This is a genomic window from Methylobacterium sp. C1 (genome assembly GCF_001854385.1).
Lineage (GTDB): Bacteria > Pseudomonadota > Alphaproteobacteria > Rhizobiales > Beijerinckiaceae > Methylobacterium > Methylobacterium radiotolerans.
In genome coordinates this window covers 246,393-264,208 of the sequence record NZ_CP017640.1, presented here as the reverse complement: position 1 = coordinate 264,208, position 17,816 = coordinate 246,393, and the positions used below count along the sequence as shown (strand labels likewise).

The 17,816-nt window shown below is 71.6% G+C and carries 12 protein-coding genes; 7 read left to right on the top strand and 5 right to left on the bottom strand.

What is annotated here, in order from left to right:
* Positions 1 to 9 precede the first annotated feature (9 nt).
* The 3 genes from BKE41_RS01245 to BKE41_RS01235 are packed head-to-tail and all read left to right on the top strand — an operon-like array spanning position 10 to position 3,944.
* Positions 10 to 2,727, top strand: coding sequence for a sensor histidine kinase KdpD (locus tag BKE41_RS01245; RefSeq protein ID WP_070998319.1), 2,718 nt, complete (start codon positions 10 to 12; stop codon positions 2,725 to 2,727).
* Positions 2,724 to 3,452 (top strand): response regulator transcription factor, encoded by a 729-nt coding sequence (locus BKE41_RS01240; RefSeq protein WP_070998316.1) that lies wholly within the window; start codon positions 2,724 to 2,726, stop codon positions 3,450 to 3,452. Before BKE41_RS01245 ends, BKE41_RS01240 begins: the two co-directional genes overlap by 4 nt.
* A gap of 45 nt (positions 3,453 to 3,497) precedes the next feature.
* Positions 3,498 to 3,944, top strand: a complete 447-nt coding sequence (locus BKE41_RS01235; protein WP_024827811.1) for a PTS sugar transporter subunit IIA — start codon at positions 3,498 to 3,500, stop codon at positions 3,942 to 3,944.
* Positions 3,945 to 3,960: 16 nt separating this feature from the next.
* On the opposite strand, the gene BKE41_RS01230 is transcribed toward BKE41_RS01235, so the two are convergent.
* From BKE41_RS01230 to BKE41_RS01220, 3 genes are read right to left on the bottom strand one after another with little or no spacing between them, the layout of a single operon-like run.
* Positions 3,961 to 5,301, bottom strand: coding sequence for an NCS2 family permease (locus BKE41_RS01230; protein ID WP_024827812.1), 1,341 nt, complete (start codon positions 5,299 to 5,301; stop codon positions 3,961 to 3,963).
* On the bottom strand, positions 5,301 to 8,036 hold the full coding sequence (locus tag BKE41_RS01225) for a molybdopterin cofactor-binding domain-containing protein (protein WP_070998315.1): 2,736 nt from the start codon (positions 8,034 to 8,036) through the stop codon (positions 5,301 to 5,303). Before BKE41_RS01225 ends, BKE41_RS01230 begins: the two co-directional genes overlap by 1 nt.
* Positions 8,033 to 8,872 (bottom strand): FAD binding domain-containing protein, encoded by an 840-nt coding sequence (locus BKE41_RS01220; protein WP_070998312.1) that lies wholly within the window; start codon positions 8,870 to 8,872, stop codon positions 8,033 to 8,035. Before BKE41_RS01220 ends, BKE41_RS01225 begins: the two co-directional genes overlap by 4 nt.
* A gap of 172 nt (positions 8,873 to 9,044) precedes the next feature.
* Between BKE41_RS01220 and pucL the strand changes: the two genes are divergently transcribed.
* On the top strand, positions 9,045 to 9,887 hold the full coding sequence (gene pucL, locus BKE41_RS01215; RefSeq protein ID WP_012317223.1) for a factor-independent urate hydroxylase: 843 nt from the start codon (positions 9,045 to 9,047) through the stop codon (positions 9,885 to 9,887).
* A 455-nt stretch (positions 9,888 to 10,342) separates the two neighbouring features.
* The gene (locus BKE41_RS01210) at positions 10,343 to 11,827 is read left to right on the top strand and encodes a PAS domain-containing methyl-accepting chemotaxis protein (RefSeq protein WP_070998310.1); all 1,485 of its coding nucleotides are present in this window, start codon (positions 10,343 to 10,345) and stop codon (positions 11,825 to 11,827) included.
* A gap of 25 nt (positions 11,828 to 11,852) precedes the next feature.
* On the opposite strand, the gene BKE41_RS01205 is transcribed toward BKE41_RS01210, so the two are convergent.
* Positions 11,853 to 12,572 (bottom strand): sensor histidine kinase, encoded by a 720-nt coding sequence (locus BKE41_RS01205; RefSeq protein WP_070998308.1) that lies wholly within the window; start codon positions 12,570 to 12,572, stop codon positions 11,853 to 11,855.
* Positions 12,573 to 14,236: 1,664 nt separating this feature from the next.
* Between BKE41_RS01205 and BKE41_RS01200 the strand changes: the two genes are divergently transcribed.
* Together BKE41_RS01200 and BKE41_RS01195 are read left to right on the top strand one after the other, a co-directional pair.
* Positions 14,237 to 15,886, top strand: coding sequence for a methyl-accepting chemotaxis protein (locus tag BKE41_RS01200; RefSeq protein WP_245295877.1), 1,650 nt, complete (start codon positions 14,237 to 14,239; stop codon positions 15,884 to 15,886).
* A gap of 36 nt (positions 15,887 to 15,922) precedes the next feature.
* Entirely contained in the window at positions 15,923 to 16,876 is a 954-nt protein-coding gene (locus BKE41_RS01195) for a substrate-binding domain-containing protein (RefSeq protein WP_244632904.1), read from the top strand.
* Positions 16,877 to 16,947: 71 nt separating this feature from the next.
* On the opposite strand, the gene BKE41_RS01190 is transcribed toward BKE41_RS01195, so the two are convergent.
* Positions 16,948 to 17,760, bottom strand: a complete 813-nt coding sequence (locus BKE41_RS01190) for a universal stress protein (protein ID WP_070998304.1) — start codon at positions 17,758 to 17,760, stop codon at positions 16,948 to 16,950.
* Positions 17,761 to 17,816: the final 56 nt, after the last annotated feature.

Here is a 17,816-nt window from a genome sequence, read left to right as displayed (position 1 = left end):
AGAGGGATCATGCCCGAGACCGGCCGCGACCCGACCCGCCCCTCGCCCGACGCCCTGCTCGAAGCGGCGCGCCGGGAAGAGCGGACGCGCGGCCGTCTCAAGGTGTTCCTCGGGGCCGCCCCCGGCGTCGGCAAGACCTACGAGATGCTGACCATCGGCCGGGCGCGCCTCAAGGCGGGGATCGACGTCGTGGTCGGCGTCGTCGAGACGCACGGCCGGGTCGAGACGGAGGCCCTCCTCGACGGCTTCAAGACGGTTCCCCGGCGGTCGGTGCCGTATCACGGCACCGTCCTCCAGGAGATGGACCTCGACGCCCTGCTCGCCCGCCGGCCGGCCCTCGCGCTGGTCGACGAGCTTGCGCACACCAACGCCCCGGGCTCGCGCCACCCGAAGCGCTACCAGGACGTCGAGGAGTTGCTCGACGCCGGCATCGACGTGCTCACGACGCTCAACATCCAGCACGTCGAGAGCCTCAACGACGTGGTCGCGTCGATCACCCGCATCCGGGTGCGCGAGACGGTCCCGGACGGCGTCCTCGACCGCGCCGACGACATCGAGGTGGTGGACCTCAATCCCGACGACCTGATCCAGCGCCTGAAGGACGGTAAGGTCTACGTCCCGACCCACGCCGAGCGCGCGCTCAAGCACTACTTCTCCCGCGGTAACCTGACGGCGCTCCGCGAGCTGGCCCTCCGGCGCACCGCCGACCGGGTCGACGACGAGTTGCTCGGCCACATGCGGGCCAACGCCATCGCCGGTCCCTGGGCGGCGGGCGAGCGCGTGCTGGTCTGCGTGAACGAGGATCCCCGCTCCTCCGGCCTGGTGCGCTACGCCAAGCGGCTGGCCGACCGCCTGCACGCCCCCTGGACGGCGCTCTCCATCGAGGGCGCGCGGGCGGCGGCCCTGAGCGAGGCGGAGCGCGACCGGATCGCCGAGGCCCTTCGGCTCGCCGACCGGCTCGGCGGCGACGCCATCACCCTGCCCGGCGGGCGCCGGATCGCCGACGACGTGCTCGACTACGCGCGCTCGGCCAACGTCAACCACATCGTCGTGGGCAAGGCGCACCGGTCCTGGCTGTTCGAGCTGCTCAACGGCTCGGTGGTGCACGACCTCGTGCGGCGGAGCGGCGCCATCAGCGTGCACGTCGTCCCCGGCGAGGCCGTCCCCGACGAGACGCCGCCGCGCCGCGCCGTGGCGGTGACCGCGCCGCGGCCGGGATTCGACGCGCGGCCCTACGCGATCGCCCTGGCGGCGATCGCCGCGGGGCTCGGCGCGGCCATCGTCGCGGAGCCCTACGCGGGCGTCGAGAACGCCGACCTGTTCCTGCTCACCGCCGTCGTGGCGGTGGCGGTGCGCTGGGGTCTCGGGCCGGCGCTCGCCGCGGTCGTGGCGGCCTCGCTCGCCTACAACTTCTTCTTCCTGCCGCCGGTCTACACGCTCACCATCGCCGACCCGACCAACGTCGCGGCCTTCCTGCTCTTCACCCTGGTGGCCGTCCTGGTCTCGAACCTCGCCTCGCGCGCGCGCCGCGTGGCGGTGGTCAGCCAGGGCCGCGCGCGGGCGACCGAGCGGCTGTTCGGCTTCTCGCGGAAGCTCGCCGCCTGCGGCACCCTCGACGACGTGCTCTGGGCCACCTGCGCCCAGGTCGCCGCGATGCTGAAGGTGCGCGTCGTCCTGCTGCTGCCCGACGGCCAAGCCGTGACGGTCAGGGCCGGCTACCCGCCCGAGGACATGCTCGACGAGGCCGACCTCGCGGCCGCGCAGTGGGCCTTCGACAACGACCGGCCCGCGGGCCGGGGCGCCGACACGCTGCCCGGTGCCAAGCGCCTGTTCCTGCCGATGCGGACCGGGCGCGGCACGATCGGGGTGATCGGCCTCGATTCCGACGGCACCGGGCCGATCCTGTCGCCGGAAGGCCGCCGCCTCCTCGACGCCCTGGCCGACATGGGCGCCCTCGCCATCGAGCGGGTCCGGCTCGTGGAGGATCTCGACCGGGCCGAGCGCGCCGCCGAGACCGACCGCCTGCGGCAGGCGCTGCTCACCTCGATCAGCCACGACCTGCGCACGCCGCTCGCCTCGGTGCTGGGCGCGGCCAGCACGCTGCGCGACCTCGACGCGGCGCTTCCCGCCGAAGCCAAGGCGGAGCTGCTGGCGACGATCATCGAGGAGTCGGAGCGGCTCAACCGCTTCATCGCCAACCTCCTCGACATGACCCGGCTGGAAGCCGGCGCGGTGGCGCCGAACCTCTCCGCCCAGGACGTGGCCGAGACGGTCGACACCGCTCTGCGCCGCACCCAGAAGATCCTGGCCGACCACCGCGTGGCCGTGGAGGTCGAGGCCGACCTGCCGGCCCTGGCGCTCGACCCGGTCCTGTTCGAGCAGGTCCTGGTCAACCTCCTCGACAACGCGGCCAAGTACGCGCCCGAGGGCTCGACCGTGACGGTCCGGGCGCGCCGCGCGGGCGACCGGGTCCGGATCGCCGTGCTGGACGAGGGCGACGGCCTGCCCGACGCCGATGTCGAGCGGGTCTTCGACAAGTTCTACCGCGTCCGGAAGGGCGACCGGGTCCGGGCCGGCACCGGCCTGGGCCTCGCGATCTCCCGGGGCTTCGTCGAGGCGATGGGCGGCACCGTCACGGCCGAGAATCGCCGCGACCGCGGCGGGGCCTGCTTCACCGTGAGCCTGCCGGTTCCGGCCCGGAATGCACCCAGGGACATCGCCGCATGAGCCCCGCCGTTCTGGTCGTCGACGACGAGCCGCCGATCCGCAAGCTCCTGCGCATGGGCCTGGCCACCCAGGGCTACGCCGTCCTGGAGGCGCCCGATGCGCGAACCGCCCTGGCGCTGCTCGGCCGCGAGGGGGTGGATCTCGTCATCCTCGACCTCGGACTGCCCGACATGCGCGGCCACGACCTGCTGCGGTCGGTGCGGGCGATCCATCCGGACCTCCCCGTGGTCGTCCTGTCGAGCCGCGACGACGAGGGCGGCAAGGTCGAGGCGCTCGATCTCGGCGCCAACGACTACGTGACCAAGCCGTTCGGCATGGCGGAGCTGCTGGCGCGCCTGCGGGCCGCCATGCGACACCAGCTCGCCGCGCGGGGCGAGCGGCCGATCTTCCGCGTCGACAACCTGTCGGTCGATCTGGTCCGCCGGATCGTGAAGGTCGACGAGGCCGAGGTGAAGCTCACGCCGCGCGAGTACGACTTCCTGCGCGTCCTGGTCCTGCACGCCGGCAAGGTGCTGACCCACGCGCAGCTGATGCGCTCCGTGCCGTCCTCGTCCGACCCGCAATACCTGCGCGTCTACGTGCGCCAGCTCCGCCAGAAGCTGGAGGCGGATCCCGAGCGGCCGCGGATCTTGCTGACCGAGACCGGCGTCGGCTACCGCCTGCGCGCGCCGGACGACGAGCCGGCCCCGCATTCCCGCGGCGCCGACGGCGCGACCGCCCACTGATTCCGAGGACGAGTTGATGCTTCGCAGCGCCCGCGATCCCGCGCTATGACGATGGATCGGATCCTCGCGCCCGCCGACGTACTCGTCGGCCTGCGCGCCGCCAGCAAGAAGGCGCTGCTCGAGGAGATGGCGTGCCGCGCGGCCAGCGCCCTCGGCCTCGCCGTGGAGACGGTCCTCTCGGCGCTGATCCGGCGCGAGACCCTGGGCTCGACCGGGATCGGCGACGGCATCGCCCTGCCGCATGCGCGGCTCGAGGCTGTCGCGCGCCCGTACGGGATCCTGGCCCGGCTCCGCGACCCGATCGAGTTCGATGCGGTCGACGACCGGCCGGTGGACCTCGTCGCTCTGCTCCTGCTCCCGACCGCCGCCGAGGGCGAGACGCTGAACGCGCTGGCCTGCGTGGCGCGGCGCCTGCGCGACCCGGGGGCCGCCGCGGCGATGCGCGGCGCGCGGGACGCGGCGGCGCTCCACGCGGCCGCGACGGGCCGTTAGGGGCGCCGCGCGGGCGTCAATGCGCGCCGCCGGTCTCCACGAACTTGAACAGGAAGACCGCGGCGATCACCCAGACGATCGGCTTCACCTCCCGGGCGCGGCCCGCGAACAGCTTGAGCGCGGCGTAGGTGATGAAGCCGCACGAGACGCCGGTGGCGATCGAGTAGGTGAAGGGCATCAGCAGGGCTGTGACGCAGGCCGGCACGACTTCGGTGAGGTCGTCCCAGTCGAGTTCCGTCAGCTCGCGCAGCATCAGGCAGGCGACGTAGAACAAGGCCGGCGCCGTGGCGTAGGCAGGCACCGCGCCCGCCAGGGGCGCGAAGAACAGACAGGCGAGGAACAGTACCGCCACGGTGGCGGCCGTGAGCCCGGTGCGGCCGCCCTCCTCGACGCCGGAGGCGCTCTCCAGATACGCCGTGGTGCTCGACGTGCCGAGGAGCGAGCCCGCGAAGACCGAGACGGAATCGGCCATCAGGGCCCGGTCGAGGCGGCGCATCCGCCCGTCGGTCAGTAGCCCGGCCCGGTTCGCCACGCCCATCAGCGTGCCGGTGGCGTCGAACAGCTCCACCAGGAACAGGACCAAGATCACGTTGAGCAGGCCCGCGGAGAGGGCGCCCGGAATGTCGAGGGCGAACAGCGTCGGGGCGATCGAGGGCGGAAGGGAGACGATGCCCTGAAAGGTGTTGCCGGCGAAGATGAAGCTCAATGCCGTGACGGTGAGGATGCTGGAGAGCAGCGCCGCCCGGACCTTCCGGGCGGAGAGGACCGCCACGATCAGGAAGCCGATCACCGCCAGGATCGCCTCGGGCTTGTGCAGGTCGCCGAGCGTGACGAAGGTCGCCGGGCTCGCCGCGACGAGGCCGGCGTTCTTGAGCGCGATGATCGCCAGGAACAGGCCGATCCCCACCGTGATGGCGATGCGCATGGATCGCGGGATCCCGTCGACGATGAGCGCGCGCAGGCCCGTCAGCGTCACGATCAGGAAGCACACGCCCGAGATGAACACAGCGCCGAGGGCCGCCTGCCAGCTGTAGCCGAGCTGCTGGACCACCACGTAGGTGAAGTACGCGTTGAGCCCCATCCCGGGCGCTAGGGCGATCGGGTAATTGGCGTAGAGCGCCATGATCAGCGAGCCGAGCGCCGCGACGAGGCAGGTCGCCACGAACACCGCGCCGCGCGGCATGCCGGCATCCCCCAGGATGCTCGGATTGATGAAGACGATGTAGGCCATCGTCAGGAAGGTGGTCAGCCCCGCCAGCAGCTCCGTGCGCACGCTGGTGCCGTGCTCGGCGAGGCGGAAGGTCCGCTCCAGGAAACCCGGCTTCGCCGTCGGCATCGTGTCCCGCGCGCGATCCATCACGGGAGCCCGGCCCGGCCGGCCGCCACGGCCCGGTAGATCCTGTCGGGCGTGAAGGGAGTCGCGGTCAGGCGGGCCCCGGTCGCGTCCCGGATGGCGTTGCCGAGCGCCGCCGCCACCGGGTTGAACGGCGACTCGCTCATGGACTTGGCCCCGAGGGGGCCGACGCTGTCGTGGGTGTCGGCGAACAGGACCTCGGTGTCGGGCACGTCGGCGCAGGCGGGGATGTGGTAGTCGCGGAACGTCTGCGTGACGAGGCTCCCGTCCGCGGCGATGCGGACGTCCTCGTAGAGAGCTGCGCCGAGCGCCTGCGCGATGCCGCCCTCGACCTGACCGCGGCACTGCATCGGGTTGATCACCCGCCCGGCATCGGCGGCGTGGACGCTCCTGAGAATCCGCACCGCGCCGCTCACCGGGTCGACCTCCACACGGAAGGCGTGGACGTTGAACGCCACCGAGCGCGGGCTGCCGTCGGCCCGGCCGGTCGCGTCGAGGGGACCGACCGCCGCCAGCGTCACCGGCCCCGCCGGCGTCTCGACCTGCTCCCCGTTCAGGCGGCACGAAGCTGGGGGCGCGCCCGCGATCTCCGCCGCCCGCGCGCAAATTCGCACCGCGAGCGCCTCGGCCGCGCGCAAGGTCGCCAGACCCGCCACCACGGTGCCGGTGCTCCCGTAGGCGCCCGTGTCGTGACCGACGATATCGGTGTCCGCGCCCGCGATGCGGACACGCTCCGGCGCGGCGCCGAGCGCCGATGCGGCGATCTGCCGATGCACCGTGCTGGTGCCGTTGCCGAACTCCGCCGTCCCCACGCGCACCGTGAAGTGCCCGTCGGCGTCCAGGCTGACCCGCGCGTCGGCGTGGTGGCCGCGCGGCGGGATCGTGTCGATCATCGCCATGGCCATGCCGGTCCCGGCGCGCCAGCCGGCCTCCGGATCGGGGCCCGGATCGGCCCGCAGCGCCTCCTCGACCAGGGTCAGGCACTGGTCGAGCCCGTAACTGCCGAAGATCACGTCGTGCGGTTCCAGGCTGTTCGACACCATGGCGTCGCCCGGCTTGACGGCGTTGCGCCGTCGCAGGGCGAACGGGTCGAGGCCGACTCCGCGGGCGACCTCGTCCAGGGCGGATTCGAGCGCGAAGATCGTCTGGCTCAGCCCGTAGCCCCGGAAGGCGCCCGCCGGCACCGTGTGGGTGTAGACGGCGCGGCCGCTCACCTGCTTATTCGGGCAGACATAGGCGGCCAGCACCTCGTGGCAGGCGTGGTGGATCACGCCGCCCGCGTGGTTCCCGTAGGCGCCGGTATCGGACAGGACATCGAGGCTGAGCGCCGTGAGGGTGCCGTCCCGGCGGGCGCCGACTTTCACGTCCACCCGCATCGGGTGGCGCGTCGTCGTCCCGACGAACTGCTCCTCGCGGGTCAGCTCCCAGCGCACGGGCCGCCCGGTGTACAGGACCGCCAGGGCGACGAGGTCCTCGGTCAGCATCTCCTGCTTGCCGCCGAAGCCGCCCCCGACCCGGGCGCAGACGACGCGCACCGCGTCCTTCTCCAAGCCGAACAGGTCCGCCAGCGCGTCCCGGGTCAGGAACGGCACCTGGGTGCTGGTGCGCAGCGTCAGGCGGCCGTCCTCGGCGCGCCAGCCGATGCAGCCGTGGGTCTCCATGGCAGCGTGCTGGACGCGCTGCGACCGGAACGTCCCCGCGTAGACGAAGTCCGCCTCGGCGAAGCCCCCGTCCACGTCGCCGACGGCGCCGTGCACCTCTCCGGCGAGGTTGGGATGGCGCCCGAGGGGCGGTGCGTCCTCGCCCGGGCAGTCGCGGGGGTCGTGAACCCGGGGCGCGTCGGCCTCGAGGGCGCGCTCCGGATCGAGGAGCGCCGGTCGGACCTCGTAGGTCACTCGCAGGGCGCGACATCCGGCCTCCGCGGCCGCCTCCGTCTCCGCCACAACGGCGGCGACGCGCTGGCCGACGAACCGCAGGATCGGGTCGAGCACCCGCGTGTCGGAGGCGTCGTCCCGCGGATCCTCGTGGCGGGCGGTCGAGAACCGGCGCGGCGGTGCGTCGGCGTGGGTCAGCACGGCGACCACGCCCGGCACGGCGCAGGCCGCCGACGCGTCGACCGCGACGATCCGGGCATGGGCGTGCGGCGAGCGCAGCACCTTGAGATGGAGCGTGTCGCCGAGCGGCAGGTCCATCGTGAAGCGGGCGCGCCCGGACACCACCAGCGGCGCGGCCGGCGCCGCGAGGTTGCGGCCCACGGGATCGCCGCAGGCCCCGCTCTCGACCGGATGCGTGCCGCCCACGATGGCCTCGCGCACGGCCCGGTAGCCGGTGCAGCGGCAGAGATTGCCCTTCAGGGCGGTGCCGAGATCCTGCTTCTGGCCCTGGTTGAGGCTCGCGGCCGTCATGATCATGCCGGGCGTGCAGAAGCCGCACTGGAAGCCCTGGGCCGCCAGGAACGCCTCCTGCATCGGGTGGAGCGCCGTCGGCTCGGCCGCGTCGGCACGGCAGGGACCGGCCAACCCCTCGATGGTGGTCACGCTCCGCCCCTCGGCGCGGAAGGCCGGCATCAGGCAGCTGTGCACGGGCTCGCCGTCCAGATGGATCGTGCAGGCGCCGCAATCGCCGGCGTCGCAGCCTTTCTTCACGCCGAACCATCCGGCCTCGCGCAGGTAGGTCCTGAGGCACTGCCCCGCCCGCGGCGCACCCTCGTGCGCGGCACCGTTGATCGTGAGCTTCATGACGCGGCTCCCGGCGACGGCGCCGCGTCGAGCGACCCGCGGATCTCCTCGGCGAAGTGACGGGTCATGTGGCGGCGCCAGTCGGGCCGCCCGTGAACATCGTCATGGTAGAGGGCATCCGGGACCGCGTCGTCGAGCGCCCGCACCAGCTCGGCCCGACCCGGAAGCCCCTCGAAGGCGAGGCGGAGCGGCCGCTTGACCGAGGCCGTGACTGTGAGCGCGAACGCGCCGTCGGCGCCGCGCGTCCCGATCAGCAGCGCGCCGGAGCGGCCGTTCGGGCTGAGGCTGACGCGGCGGAAAGCCGTGCGCCGCGCGAGCGCGGCGGCCGGCATCGACAGGCTCCGCAGGATCTCCCCCGGCGCGAGCGCGTTCCGCTGCGGCGCGAGGACGAAGTCGAGGATGGAGACGGTGCGCTCAGCTCCGTCCCGGGACCAGATCGTGCAGGTGCCGTCCAGGGCCGTCGCGAGGGCGATCATCGGGCCGGCCGGGAGGGCTAGGCAGATATTCCCGCCGACCGTGGCCACAGTCCAGATCTTGAAGGAGCCGAGCAGGGCGCGGCAGCACTGGCCGACAAGCGGCGCCGCGTTCCATCCCGACGGCAGCTCGAGCCGGTCGAGTTGCGCGATGGTGCAGGTCGCCGCGAGGGTGAGGCCGTGCGCGTCGATCGCGTGCGGAGTCCATTCCAGGGCCGCGAGGTCGACGAGGCGCCGCGTCCCGACCTGCGGCTCGGAGAACAGCCACGTCCCGCCCCCCAAGCAGGCATCGCCGTCCGCCCAGGCGGGGAGCTCGGAACGATTCTTCGGCCGGACGACGGTCTCGATCGTGTGGAGGTCCATGCCCGCTCGCCGGTCCGAGGCCGGTTCGGCCCGGCCCTGCACTATGCCGGTTTCCATGAGGCCTCGGTCAAGCCGCACCGACACGTTCGAACCTTGGCGCCCCCACGCGCGTCGGCCTAGGATGAATAAGATTTGCGTGAGATGGCCGGCGACGGTCCGGTCGGAGATCCCCATGGCCCTGACGGCATCGCGGTACGGCAAGGAACGGGTCCGGGTGCTGCGCCTCGCCCGTGACGGCGACCACCACACGCCGCGCGAAGTGACCCTGTCGGTCATGCTGACCGGGCGCTTCGAGGCCGCCTGGACCGGGGGTGACAACCGCGCTTCCATCGCCACCGACAGCATCCGGAACATCGTCAACGTCACGGCGGCGCGGAACCTCGCGCTCGACGCCGAGGGATTCGTCGTCGCGGTTGCGCGGGTGCTGCTCGAGACCTATCCCCAGGTCGAGACGGTGGCGATCGAGGCGGAGGAGGTCCGCTGGCTGCGGCACGCGATCGCCGACGCGCCGCACGGCCATACCTTCACGCGCGACGGGAACGGCGCCGGCTTCGCGGGTCTCACCGCCGATCGGAGCGGCTCGACCCTGCGCTCCGGTCTGCGCGGGTACACCTTCATGAAGACCACGCAGTCGGGCTGGACGGGCTTCGTGGCGGACCAGTACCGGACCCTGCCAGACACGACCGACCGCATCGCCGCCACCAGCATGGACGCGACCTGGACCTGGGCCTCGGCCCCGCAGGATCACGGCGCGGCCAATGCGCGGATCCTCGCGACGCTGCTGACTGTGTTCGGCACCACCTACAGCCGCGGGATTCAGGACAGCATGTACCGGATGGGCGAGGCGGCCCTGGCCGCCGTCCCCGAACTGGCCGAGATCGGCTTCGTCATGCCCAACAAGCACTACCTGCCGATCGACCTCGCGCCGTTCGGCCTCGACAACCCGGGCACGGTCTTCCTGCCGACCGACGAGCCCTACGGCCGCATCGAGGCGACGATCGGCCGGACGGGCTGACGCGGGCACCGACGCCGGCCTCGTCCCGCGGCGGGCGCGTCGGACCGACCGGACTCCGCACGTCATCGTGCGGCGTCGCCGGGCGAGATGCGGCGCTTCGCGCAGATCCTACAAAGGCGGGCCGGAAGGCCTCCCGGGTGGCGTCGGCCACACACAACGTAAAATAGTGGCGCCCTTGATCAAGGCTGTTTCGCTGCGCCTTACAGCTGTGTTTGTGGTCTTTATCGAACATCGCTGCACGCATCGTCCCACTCCACGCTTTTTGGTCAGGAGGCGAACCATCTTAACGGCCGCGCAACGGTGTCGTCCTATGCCAGACATCGCTATAGCAGGGCCTCGACAGACATCTGACGTCGCCCAGCCCGATAGAAAGCGGACTCGGTCAAGAAGATCTTGATCTGACCGCCCAGGTGCGCGTTTCGGCCGCACCCTCATCACGGGATGCGGAGGAATCGATGTTCGAGGGCGCGAAGGTTCGGAGAGATCAGGCTGCCAAGCTCGCGGCCCTCAGCCGGTCACTGGCCGCGATCGAATTCGCGCTGGACGGCACGATCCTCGACGCGAACCCGAATTTCTTGGCGACGGTGGGCTACACGCTCGAGGAGATCCGCGGCCGGCATCACAGCCTCTTCGTTCCGCCGACCGAGCTGGGGAGCGACGCCTATCGGGAGTTCTGGGACAGCCTGCGACGCGGCACCTTCGCCAGTGCCGAGTACAAGCGGCTCGCCAAGGGTGGACGGGAGGTCTGGATCCAGGCCTCCTACAACCCGGTGCTCGACGCCAGCGGCAAGCCGGTGAAGATCGTCAAGTTCGCCACGGACATCACTGACCAGAAGCTCCGCGCCCTCGATCTCGAAGGGCAGATCAGCGCGCTGCACCGCTCGCAGGCGGTGATCGCCTTCTCGCTCGACGGCACGATCCTGACCGCCAACGCCAATTTCCTCGACGCCGTGGGCTATCGGCTCGACGAGATCGTCGGTCGGCATCACAGCCTGTTCGTCGGCGAGGCGGAGCGCGTCGGCGAGGAGTACCGGATGTTCTGGGCCGCACTCGCGCGAGGGGAGTTCCAGTCCGGCGCGTTCAGGCGCACCGGAAAAGGGGGTCGCGAGATCTGGATCCAGGCGACCTACAACCCGATCACGGACGCGGATGGACGGCCCGTCCGGGTCGTCAAGTTCGCCACAGACATCACCGCCCAGGTCCACGAACGGCAGCAGCGCGCCGCCGCGCAGCGCGCCATCGGCGCGGAGCTGGACGCCATCGGCGACGCCGTGGCGGACGTGACCCGGCAAGCCGACGCGGCGGTCGCGCGCGTGGGCCGCGTGTCCGGCGACATCCGGTCGGTGGCCACCGGCGCGGAGCAGCTGTCGGCCTCGGTGGACGAGATCAGCCAGCAAGTGAGCCACGCCGCCGAGACGGCCGGGCAAGCCGTGGAGCAGGCGCAGCGCACCGGCCGGATCGTGACGGGCCTCAGCGACCAGGCCGCCCAGATCGGCGAGGTTCTGGGCCTCATCTCCGGCATCGCCGCGCAGACGAACCTGCTCGCGCTCAACGCCACCATCGAGGCGGCCCGCGCCGGCGAGGCCGGTCGCGGCTTCGCGGTGGTGGCGTCGGAGGTGAAGATTCTGGCGGCGCAGACCGGCCGCGCCACGGATCAGATCCGCCACCAGATCGCCTCGACGCAGGCGGCGACCCGCGAAGCCGTCGACGCCATCGACGCGATCCAGGGCACGATCCGGACATTGAACGCGGTCTCGTCGACCATCGCGGCGGCGGTAGAGGAGCAATCCGCGGTGATGCGCGAGATGTCGGGCAGCATGCAGACCGCCGCGGAGGACGTCTCGGCGATTTCCGGCGGGATGACCACGATCGCGCAGGCGAGCGGCCGGGCGGACCGAGCGGCGCGGCAGGTCCGGGAGACCGCCCGGGCCTTCGGGTGAGGCGATCCGGGCGGTCGACGCCGGCTCAGGGCGGTTCGGCGCCTTCGTCCGCGCGCTCGTCCTCGACCAGGCGCCCGATCCGCGGGATCAGCGGGCAGTCGACCGTGCAGCGCAACCCGTCGGGCTCGAAAGCGAGCGCGACGGTCGCGCGCAGCTCGTAGCTCAACATCTCGGTGAGCACCTGCATGCCGAAGCCGCGCCGGCTCGGCGGCGTGACGCCCGTGCCGCCCGTTTCCTTCCAGACGAGCGTCAAGTCGCCGGGCGCGCTCGTCCCGTCCCCCGCGACCGCCCAGGTAACGTCGACACCGCCCTTCGAGAGACCGAAGGCGCCGTGCTCGACCGCGTTGCTGCAGAGTTCGTGGACCGCCAGGGCCATCAGCTGCGCGGCCTTAGGCCTGAGGCGCACGGAAGGGCCCTCCAGCGTCGCCTGCTCGCCTTCGCGGATCAGGTGGACCATCAACTCGTCGGAGATCAGCGTGTGCAGGCTGACCTCGCCGAAGGTGTCGGCCGCGACCCGCACGCGCGCGATAGCGTCGAGCCGACCTTCGAGGTGCGTCGCGTAGCCGTCGACGGTCTCCGCGGTCTCGGCGGAGAGCCGCAGGACGGCCCGCAGCATCGCCAACGTGTCGCGCAGGCCGTGACGCAGACCGTCCGGTGTCCCGGTCTCGTCCAGGAGGCGGCGCAGACGGGCATTGTCCGCTTCGAGCTGCGCGAGGCGCGCGTCCGTTGCTGCAGGCTCTGCCATGTTCGCTCTCTCAGCGCCGAAAGCCGGGAGGGTTCGTGTATCTCAGATAACGTGCGACGGTCCTGCGCCAGCATCACAGGCCGGAGATTTTTGCTCAACCGGGCCGGCGAAGCCGGCACCAGAGCAGCTGATCTGAACACGGGCCGACGCGTCAGAGTCGTGCGGGACCGGAAACCGCCTAGGCCGCGAGCCCGGCCGATCGTCGCAGATATTCACCGCGTTGCCGGAGTCTGATCCGATCTGGGCACGCGGACCGGCAATGGTTCTCCCAGCTGGTCCAGAATTCTCAGACCTCCGATGAACGAGGCAAGCATCGCGCCAACATGACGCACCGGAATGCTCGCGGTACCATCGGGTATGCCCGGGGACGACGTGACCTTCGCTGAAGAAGCACGATCGACGCCCTTTGGGCCCGACGCGCCGGCCTCTCGATACTCCTGATCCTGCGAGTCCGCCGACGAGCGAGCGCCGGTTGCGTGAGAATCCAGGGCTACGGCCGCGCCCTGCGCGATACGGCCGATCCGCCGAGAGACGCGAAATCGCGAGCGGTAGGGCGACGCGTGCGCCTGCCCAGGGGGGCTCGCATACGCCCGACGCCGGGCCGGCGTCCGACCCTTGTTTCGGCCCCGCTAACCATCTTAGAGGCCCTCGCCTACCCGTGACCGCCTTTGATGCGCGGGAGACAGATGCGTGGCGGAACGTAGCTTGCGGAAGGCGGGACGGCTGAAGCGGCTCTGGCCCGGGCGCTCGGCCGCCCTTCCGCCTGCACCGCGCCCGCCGGGACCCGCCCTCCTTCCCGAGCCGCCGCCGCTCCGAAGCCTCACGGCCTCGGAGTTGATCGCTATGGCGCGGCAAGCCCGCGCCGCGTCCGCTGAGCGGGATCCGGCAAAACCCCCGAGCGTTTCCTGACGTTCACTGCGCTCTGCCGGGAGGTCCCATGGGACTGGTCGCTTTCATCGTCTTCGTCTGTCCCTGGATGGGCGTCGCCGGTCTGCTGTGGCTGCGCGCCCAGCAGGCCAAGCCGCTCTGATGGGCCCTCATCGCGGCGGCGCTCCGCGATGATCGCTGGCAAGTTTCTTCCGTCGACGCGTCCGCTCGGGCGCGCGCCACAGGGTGCGTCCACACCGCCCGCGGACCGGGGAGCGGATGCCCCGTGCTCCCGACCTGGGCTCAGGCCTTCCGCGAGGGGACAGAGAGGAGTCCGGCCTGCACTTCCGCGCGTACCGCGCGCTGACGAGCGAGGCCGGTGACCTGTTCCGTTCCAGTCACGGTCTCCGCAAGGCGCACCAGCACCGCCGAGTCGTTCTCGTTCGGTACGGTGAAGCGGGACAGAACATCCAGCTCGACCGCCGCCCAGTTGCCCGGCTCCCGACATCGCGCGTCTCCACACTGCTGCCCATCGATATTGATCTCTGATGGTCAAGCGGGCGGTCGAGATGCATTAGATGCGGGCCTGCCCGAGGTAAATACATGACAACTTTCGATCGATAATCTCAATTTTCGTAAATTCGAACTGTCGCGCCGGCGCGTGTAATTCTCGTGAGCGATTGATTTTCTGCGGCTCGTAAAATAGACGCGGTCTCGAGGTCATGCCTCGGACCGCATCTATGGTATCTTTCCCTATTCGGCGTGATGATCACTATGATTTGGGTTTCCGGACCGTCGTGATCGGCTTCACGGCCTCGATATTGTGTATTCCGTTCGCATTCGGTTGCGTTTCGGCATTTCAATTCGGCACCATCGACTCCTCCAGTCGGTCCCTGGTCAGAGAGATCGAAGTTGTCAGGCTTCTCGGCACCATGAAGCAGCTGACTCAGGAACTACGCGCGCTCGACCATCTGGCGCACGCCGCATCGACCGATCGGGCGCGCCGCGACGAGGCCGCCCGGACTGCGCAGGTGCGCGACGCATTCACACGGGCCTGGAGCGCCTATGCGCCGACCGTCCGGACGGCGGATGAGCGGAAGCGGGCGCAATGTCTGTGGGAAGCCTGGCAGCACTTCCTGACCGCGGAGGCCGAAGCAGCCGCCCTCGACCGAGCCGGGGAGCGCGATCTCGCCGAGACGGTCCTGATGACAGTGTCGCAGGCCGACGCGGCGGCCTTCACGCAGGCGGCCGACGCGGTGCTGAGCGACCACGAGGCAGGGATCACGGAGCTGATCGATGCTGTCGACGCCGCCGGCACGACCTATCGTCTGGCGCTCGCGATCGGCTCGTGGGGCGCCGCCCTCGCTGCCCTGGGGCTGATGCGTCTCGCCCTGCGCCGCGTCGCGCACCCGATGACCGCGCTGGCCTCCGCCCTGCAGCGACTGGCCGACAACGACCTCACGGTTTCGATCCCTTCGACGTCGCGTCCCGCCGAACTCGGCGTCATGGCGGCCGCGACGAGAGCCGTTCAGGAGACCCTGCGGAACGCGGCGCGGCGCGACGCGGAGGCTGCTCGGTTGCAAAGTCAGGGCGAGCAGCGCCGCATCGTGGTCGAAGAAGCGACCGTGCGGGTCGAAAGCGCGATCGCCGGCATCGTCGAGACCGTGAGTTCCAGCGCCGCGGCGCTGCGCGGCACCGCCGACGGCGTCGGCCGTTCGATCTGCGAGACGGCACGTCGATCGACGATGATGAACGACCTGCTCGCGCAGGCGCGATCCAGCGTCCGGCGGGTCGCCGACTCCGCCGGCCTGCTCGGGGCGGCGGTCGGCGAGGTCGGCGCGCAGGCGGAGGCCGCCGCAACCCTGGCCGAGACAGCCGCGGCGGAGGCGGAGCAGTCGACCGCCCGTGTGCAGGCGCTCAGCGGCGCCGCGGACCGGATCGGCGACGGAGTCCGCCTCCTCGCCAAGGTCACCGCCCAGACCGATCTTCTGGCGCTCAATGCCACGATCGAGGCCGCCCGGGCCGGCGACGCGGGCCGCGGCTTCGCCGTGGTCGCTTCCGAAGTGAAGGCGCTGGCCGCGCAGACCAAGGACGCCACCGACACCATCGGCCAGCACGTGGCCGAGATCCGCGGCTCCACCGCGGAGGCGGTATCGGCGATCGCGGGCGTCGCGGCGCGGATCGAGGGCATGAGCCGCGCCGCGCGTTCCATCGTGGATGCCGTGGAGCGGCAGGGCGCGGCCGCGCGGGAGATCGCGCAGACCATCGCGGCGGCGGCCGACGGCACCGACCGGTTGGACACCGACAGCGCGGGCGTCGCCGACACGCCGGAGGCGGTCGATCGGGCCGCGACCGCCGTGCTCACCGCGGCGGAGAGCCTGACGCAGGACGCCGCGCGTCTCGGCGACGAGATCGCCGGCATCTTGGAGAGCCTCCGTGCGGCCTGAATTGTGTGGCGCGGCGAGCGGGACGGAACACGCCTGATGACCTGGACCGTGTGGGTGCGCGGCCGCTTCGCCGGCGGATCGCTCCGAAGGGCAGCCCTCGTCCTCGTCCTCGTGGCTTGGACACTGCCGGCCTCCGCTACCACCATCGCGTTGCTGATGCCGCCGCCCGCCCTCGCCCGGCGCCTGCACGACGGCCTCGGCGAGCAGGCGCAGGCGCGCGGGGTGGCCGCCCGCTTCGCCCACGCGCCCGAAGGTGCGGGCGAGGTGCAGATCGCGCAGGCGCGGCGGTTCATCGCCGAGAAGGTCGACGCCCTCGTGGTGATGCCGGTCGACCCGACGGCCCGCGAGGAGATCACCCGGCTGGCCCTGGGGATGGATGTCCCGCTGGTCCTCATCGGCCAGGGCCCGCGCACGGACTGGTTTGCCGGACGCGTCACGCATGTCGTTCCGAACGACCTCGTTGCCGGGCGCCTGCAGATGCGCAAGCTCGCCCAGATGCTGGGCGGGGCCGGGCGCGTCGCGATCATCGCGGGCAGCCTCTCCGACCCCGGCTCAGTGCTCCGCCAGAGGGGCGCCGGGGAGGTGCTCTCGGTGAGCCCGGGCCTCCGTCTCGTCGCGGAGACGACCGCGGATGGAAGCCGCGCGTCGGCGCGGGTCGTCGTCGGCGGGTGGATCGCCCGCGGCATCGGCATCGATGCGATCGCCGCCGGCAGTGACGAGATGGCGCTCGGCGCCGCCGATGCGATCGAGGCGGCCGGGATCCCCGTAGGCCGAATCCTCATCGGCGGCGCGGATGCAACTGCGGACGGCATGCAGGCGATGCAGGACAAGCGCCTCGCCGTGACGATCTACCAAGACGCCGGCACCCAGAGCCGTCGCGCGATCGACGACGCTCTGGGACTGATCCGGCGCGAGCCGGTTCCGCAATACGACTGGGTGCCGTCCGAACTCGTCACGGACCGCATGTCGACCACCCATTTCTCGCGCTAGGACCGCTCCGCCCGGGCAAGCCTCGGGCGGCTGGTCGACGATTCGGTCGGCCGCCGCGCCGGTTCAGCCCATCAATGCGCCATCAGGCAGCAGAGACTGTTCGCCTGCAGGATGTCGCGGGTAGCGCCACCGAAAGCCCATTCCCGAAGGCGCGAGTGGCCGTAGGCACCCATGACGATCAGGTCGGCCTGCTGCTCGCGGGCGAAGCGCAGGATTTCCTCCCCGTCGCTCACCGCCGTGGTCAGCAGGTGGGTCGTGACCGCCGCGCCGTGGAGCTTGAGATGGGCGGCGACCTCCTCGGCCCCTTCGAGACGGGCGCCCTGACCGGTCGTAACGACGAAGACCTGGCCGGCGGAGCGCAGGAACGGCAGGGCGCCCGACACCGCCCGCCGGGCCTCCGGCGTATCCTTCCAGGCCACGACGATCCGGCGGCCCGGTTCCCCGGCATGGTGCTGCGGGACGACCAGGACGGGGCGTCCCGCCTCCATCAGGACGGGTGCGACCGCCACGCCGAACGGGCTCGGATCGATCTCGGTCTCGCCGGCCCCGCCCACCACGATCAGGTCGGCGGCGCGGCCCCGCTCAACGAGATGGGCGAACGACCGCTCCGTGCCGCCCCGCCAGGCGGTGCGGGGCGCCGCGCCGGCGCAGCGGGCGAAGACGGCCTCCGCGCGCTCCACCTCCTGCAGGATCTTCGCTTTCGAGCGCTCGTACTGGGCCTGCGCATCCCGGATGTCGTGGGCGAAGAGCGGCGCCGGCACCTCGGCGGCGGCGGCGCCGGTCAGCGTCGCGTCGAAGCGGCGCGCCAGCGCGGCCGCGAGCCGGACGCGGTCGGCCGTCGCCTCGGCGAAATCCACGGATACCAAGATGTTGGCGTAGGACATGGCGGTCTCCTCGCGGGCCGTGACCGAACCCCCGCGCCACTGTCGGCGGACGCGCG

Excerpts from the sequence above, each read along its gene's own strand:
- pucL (WP_012317223.1), top strand. The coding sequence starts at position 9,045 with ATGGCCCTGACGGCATCGCGGTACGGCAAGGAACGGGTCCGGGTGCTG.
- BKE41_RS01195 (WP_244632904.1), top strand. The coding sequence starts at position 15,923 with ATGACCTGGACCGTGTGGGTGCGCGGCCGCTTCGCCGGCGGATCGCTC.
- BKE41_RS01240 (WP_070998316.1), top strand. The coding sequence starts at position 2,724 with ATGAGCCCCGCCGTTCTGGTCGTCGACGACGAGCCGCCGATCCGCAAG.
- BKE41_RS01205 (WP_070998308.1), bottom strand. The coding sequence starts at position 12,572 with ATGGCAGAGCCTGCAGCAACGGACGCGCGCCTCGCGCAGCTCGAAGCG.
- BKE41_RS01190 (WP_070998304.1), bottom strand. The coding sequence starts at position 17,760 with ATGTCCTACGCCAACATCTTGGTATCCGTGGATTTCGCCGAGGCGACG.
- BKE41_RS01245 (WP_070998319.1), top strand. The coding sequence starts at position 10 with ATGCCCGAGACCGGCCGCGACCCGACCCGCCCCTCGCCCGACGCCCTG.
- BKE41_RS01220 (WP_070998312.1), bottom strand. The coding sequence starts at position 8,872 with ATGGACCTCCACACGATCGAGACCGTCGTCCGGCCGAAGAATCGTTCC.
- BKE41_RS01230 (WP_024827812.1), bottom strand. The coding sequence starts at position 5,301 with ATGGATCGCGCGCGGGACACGATGCCGACGGCGAAGCCGGGTTTCCTG.
- BKE41_RS01210 (WP_070998310.1), top strand. The coding sequence starts at position 10,343 with ATGTTCGAGGGCGCGAAGGTTCGGAGAGATCAGGCTGCCAAGCTCGCG.
- BKE41_RS01225 (WP_070998315.1), bottom strand. The coding sequence starts at position 8,036 with ATGAAGCTCACGATCAACGGTGCCGCGCACGAGGGTGCGCCGCGGGCG.
- BKE41_RS01235 (WP_024827811.1), top strand. The coding sequence starts at position 3,498 with ATGACGATGGATCGGATCCTCGCGCCCGCCGACGTACTCGTCGGCCTG.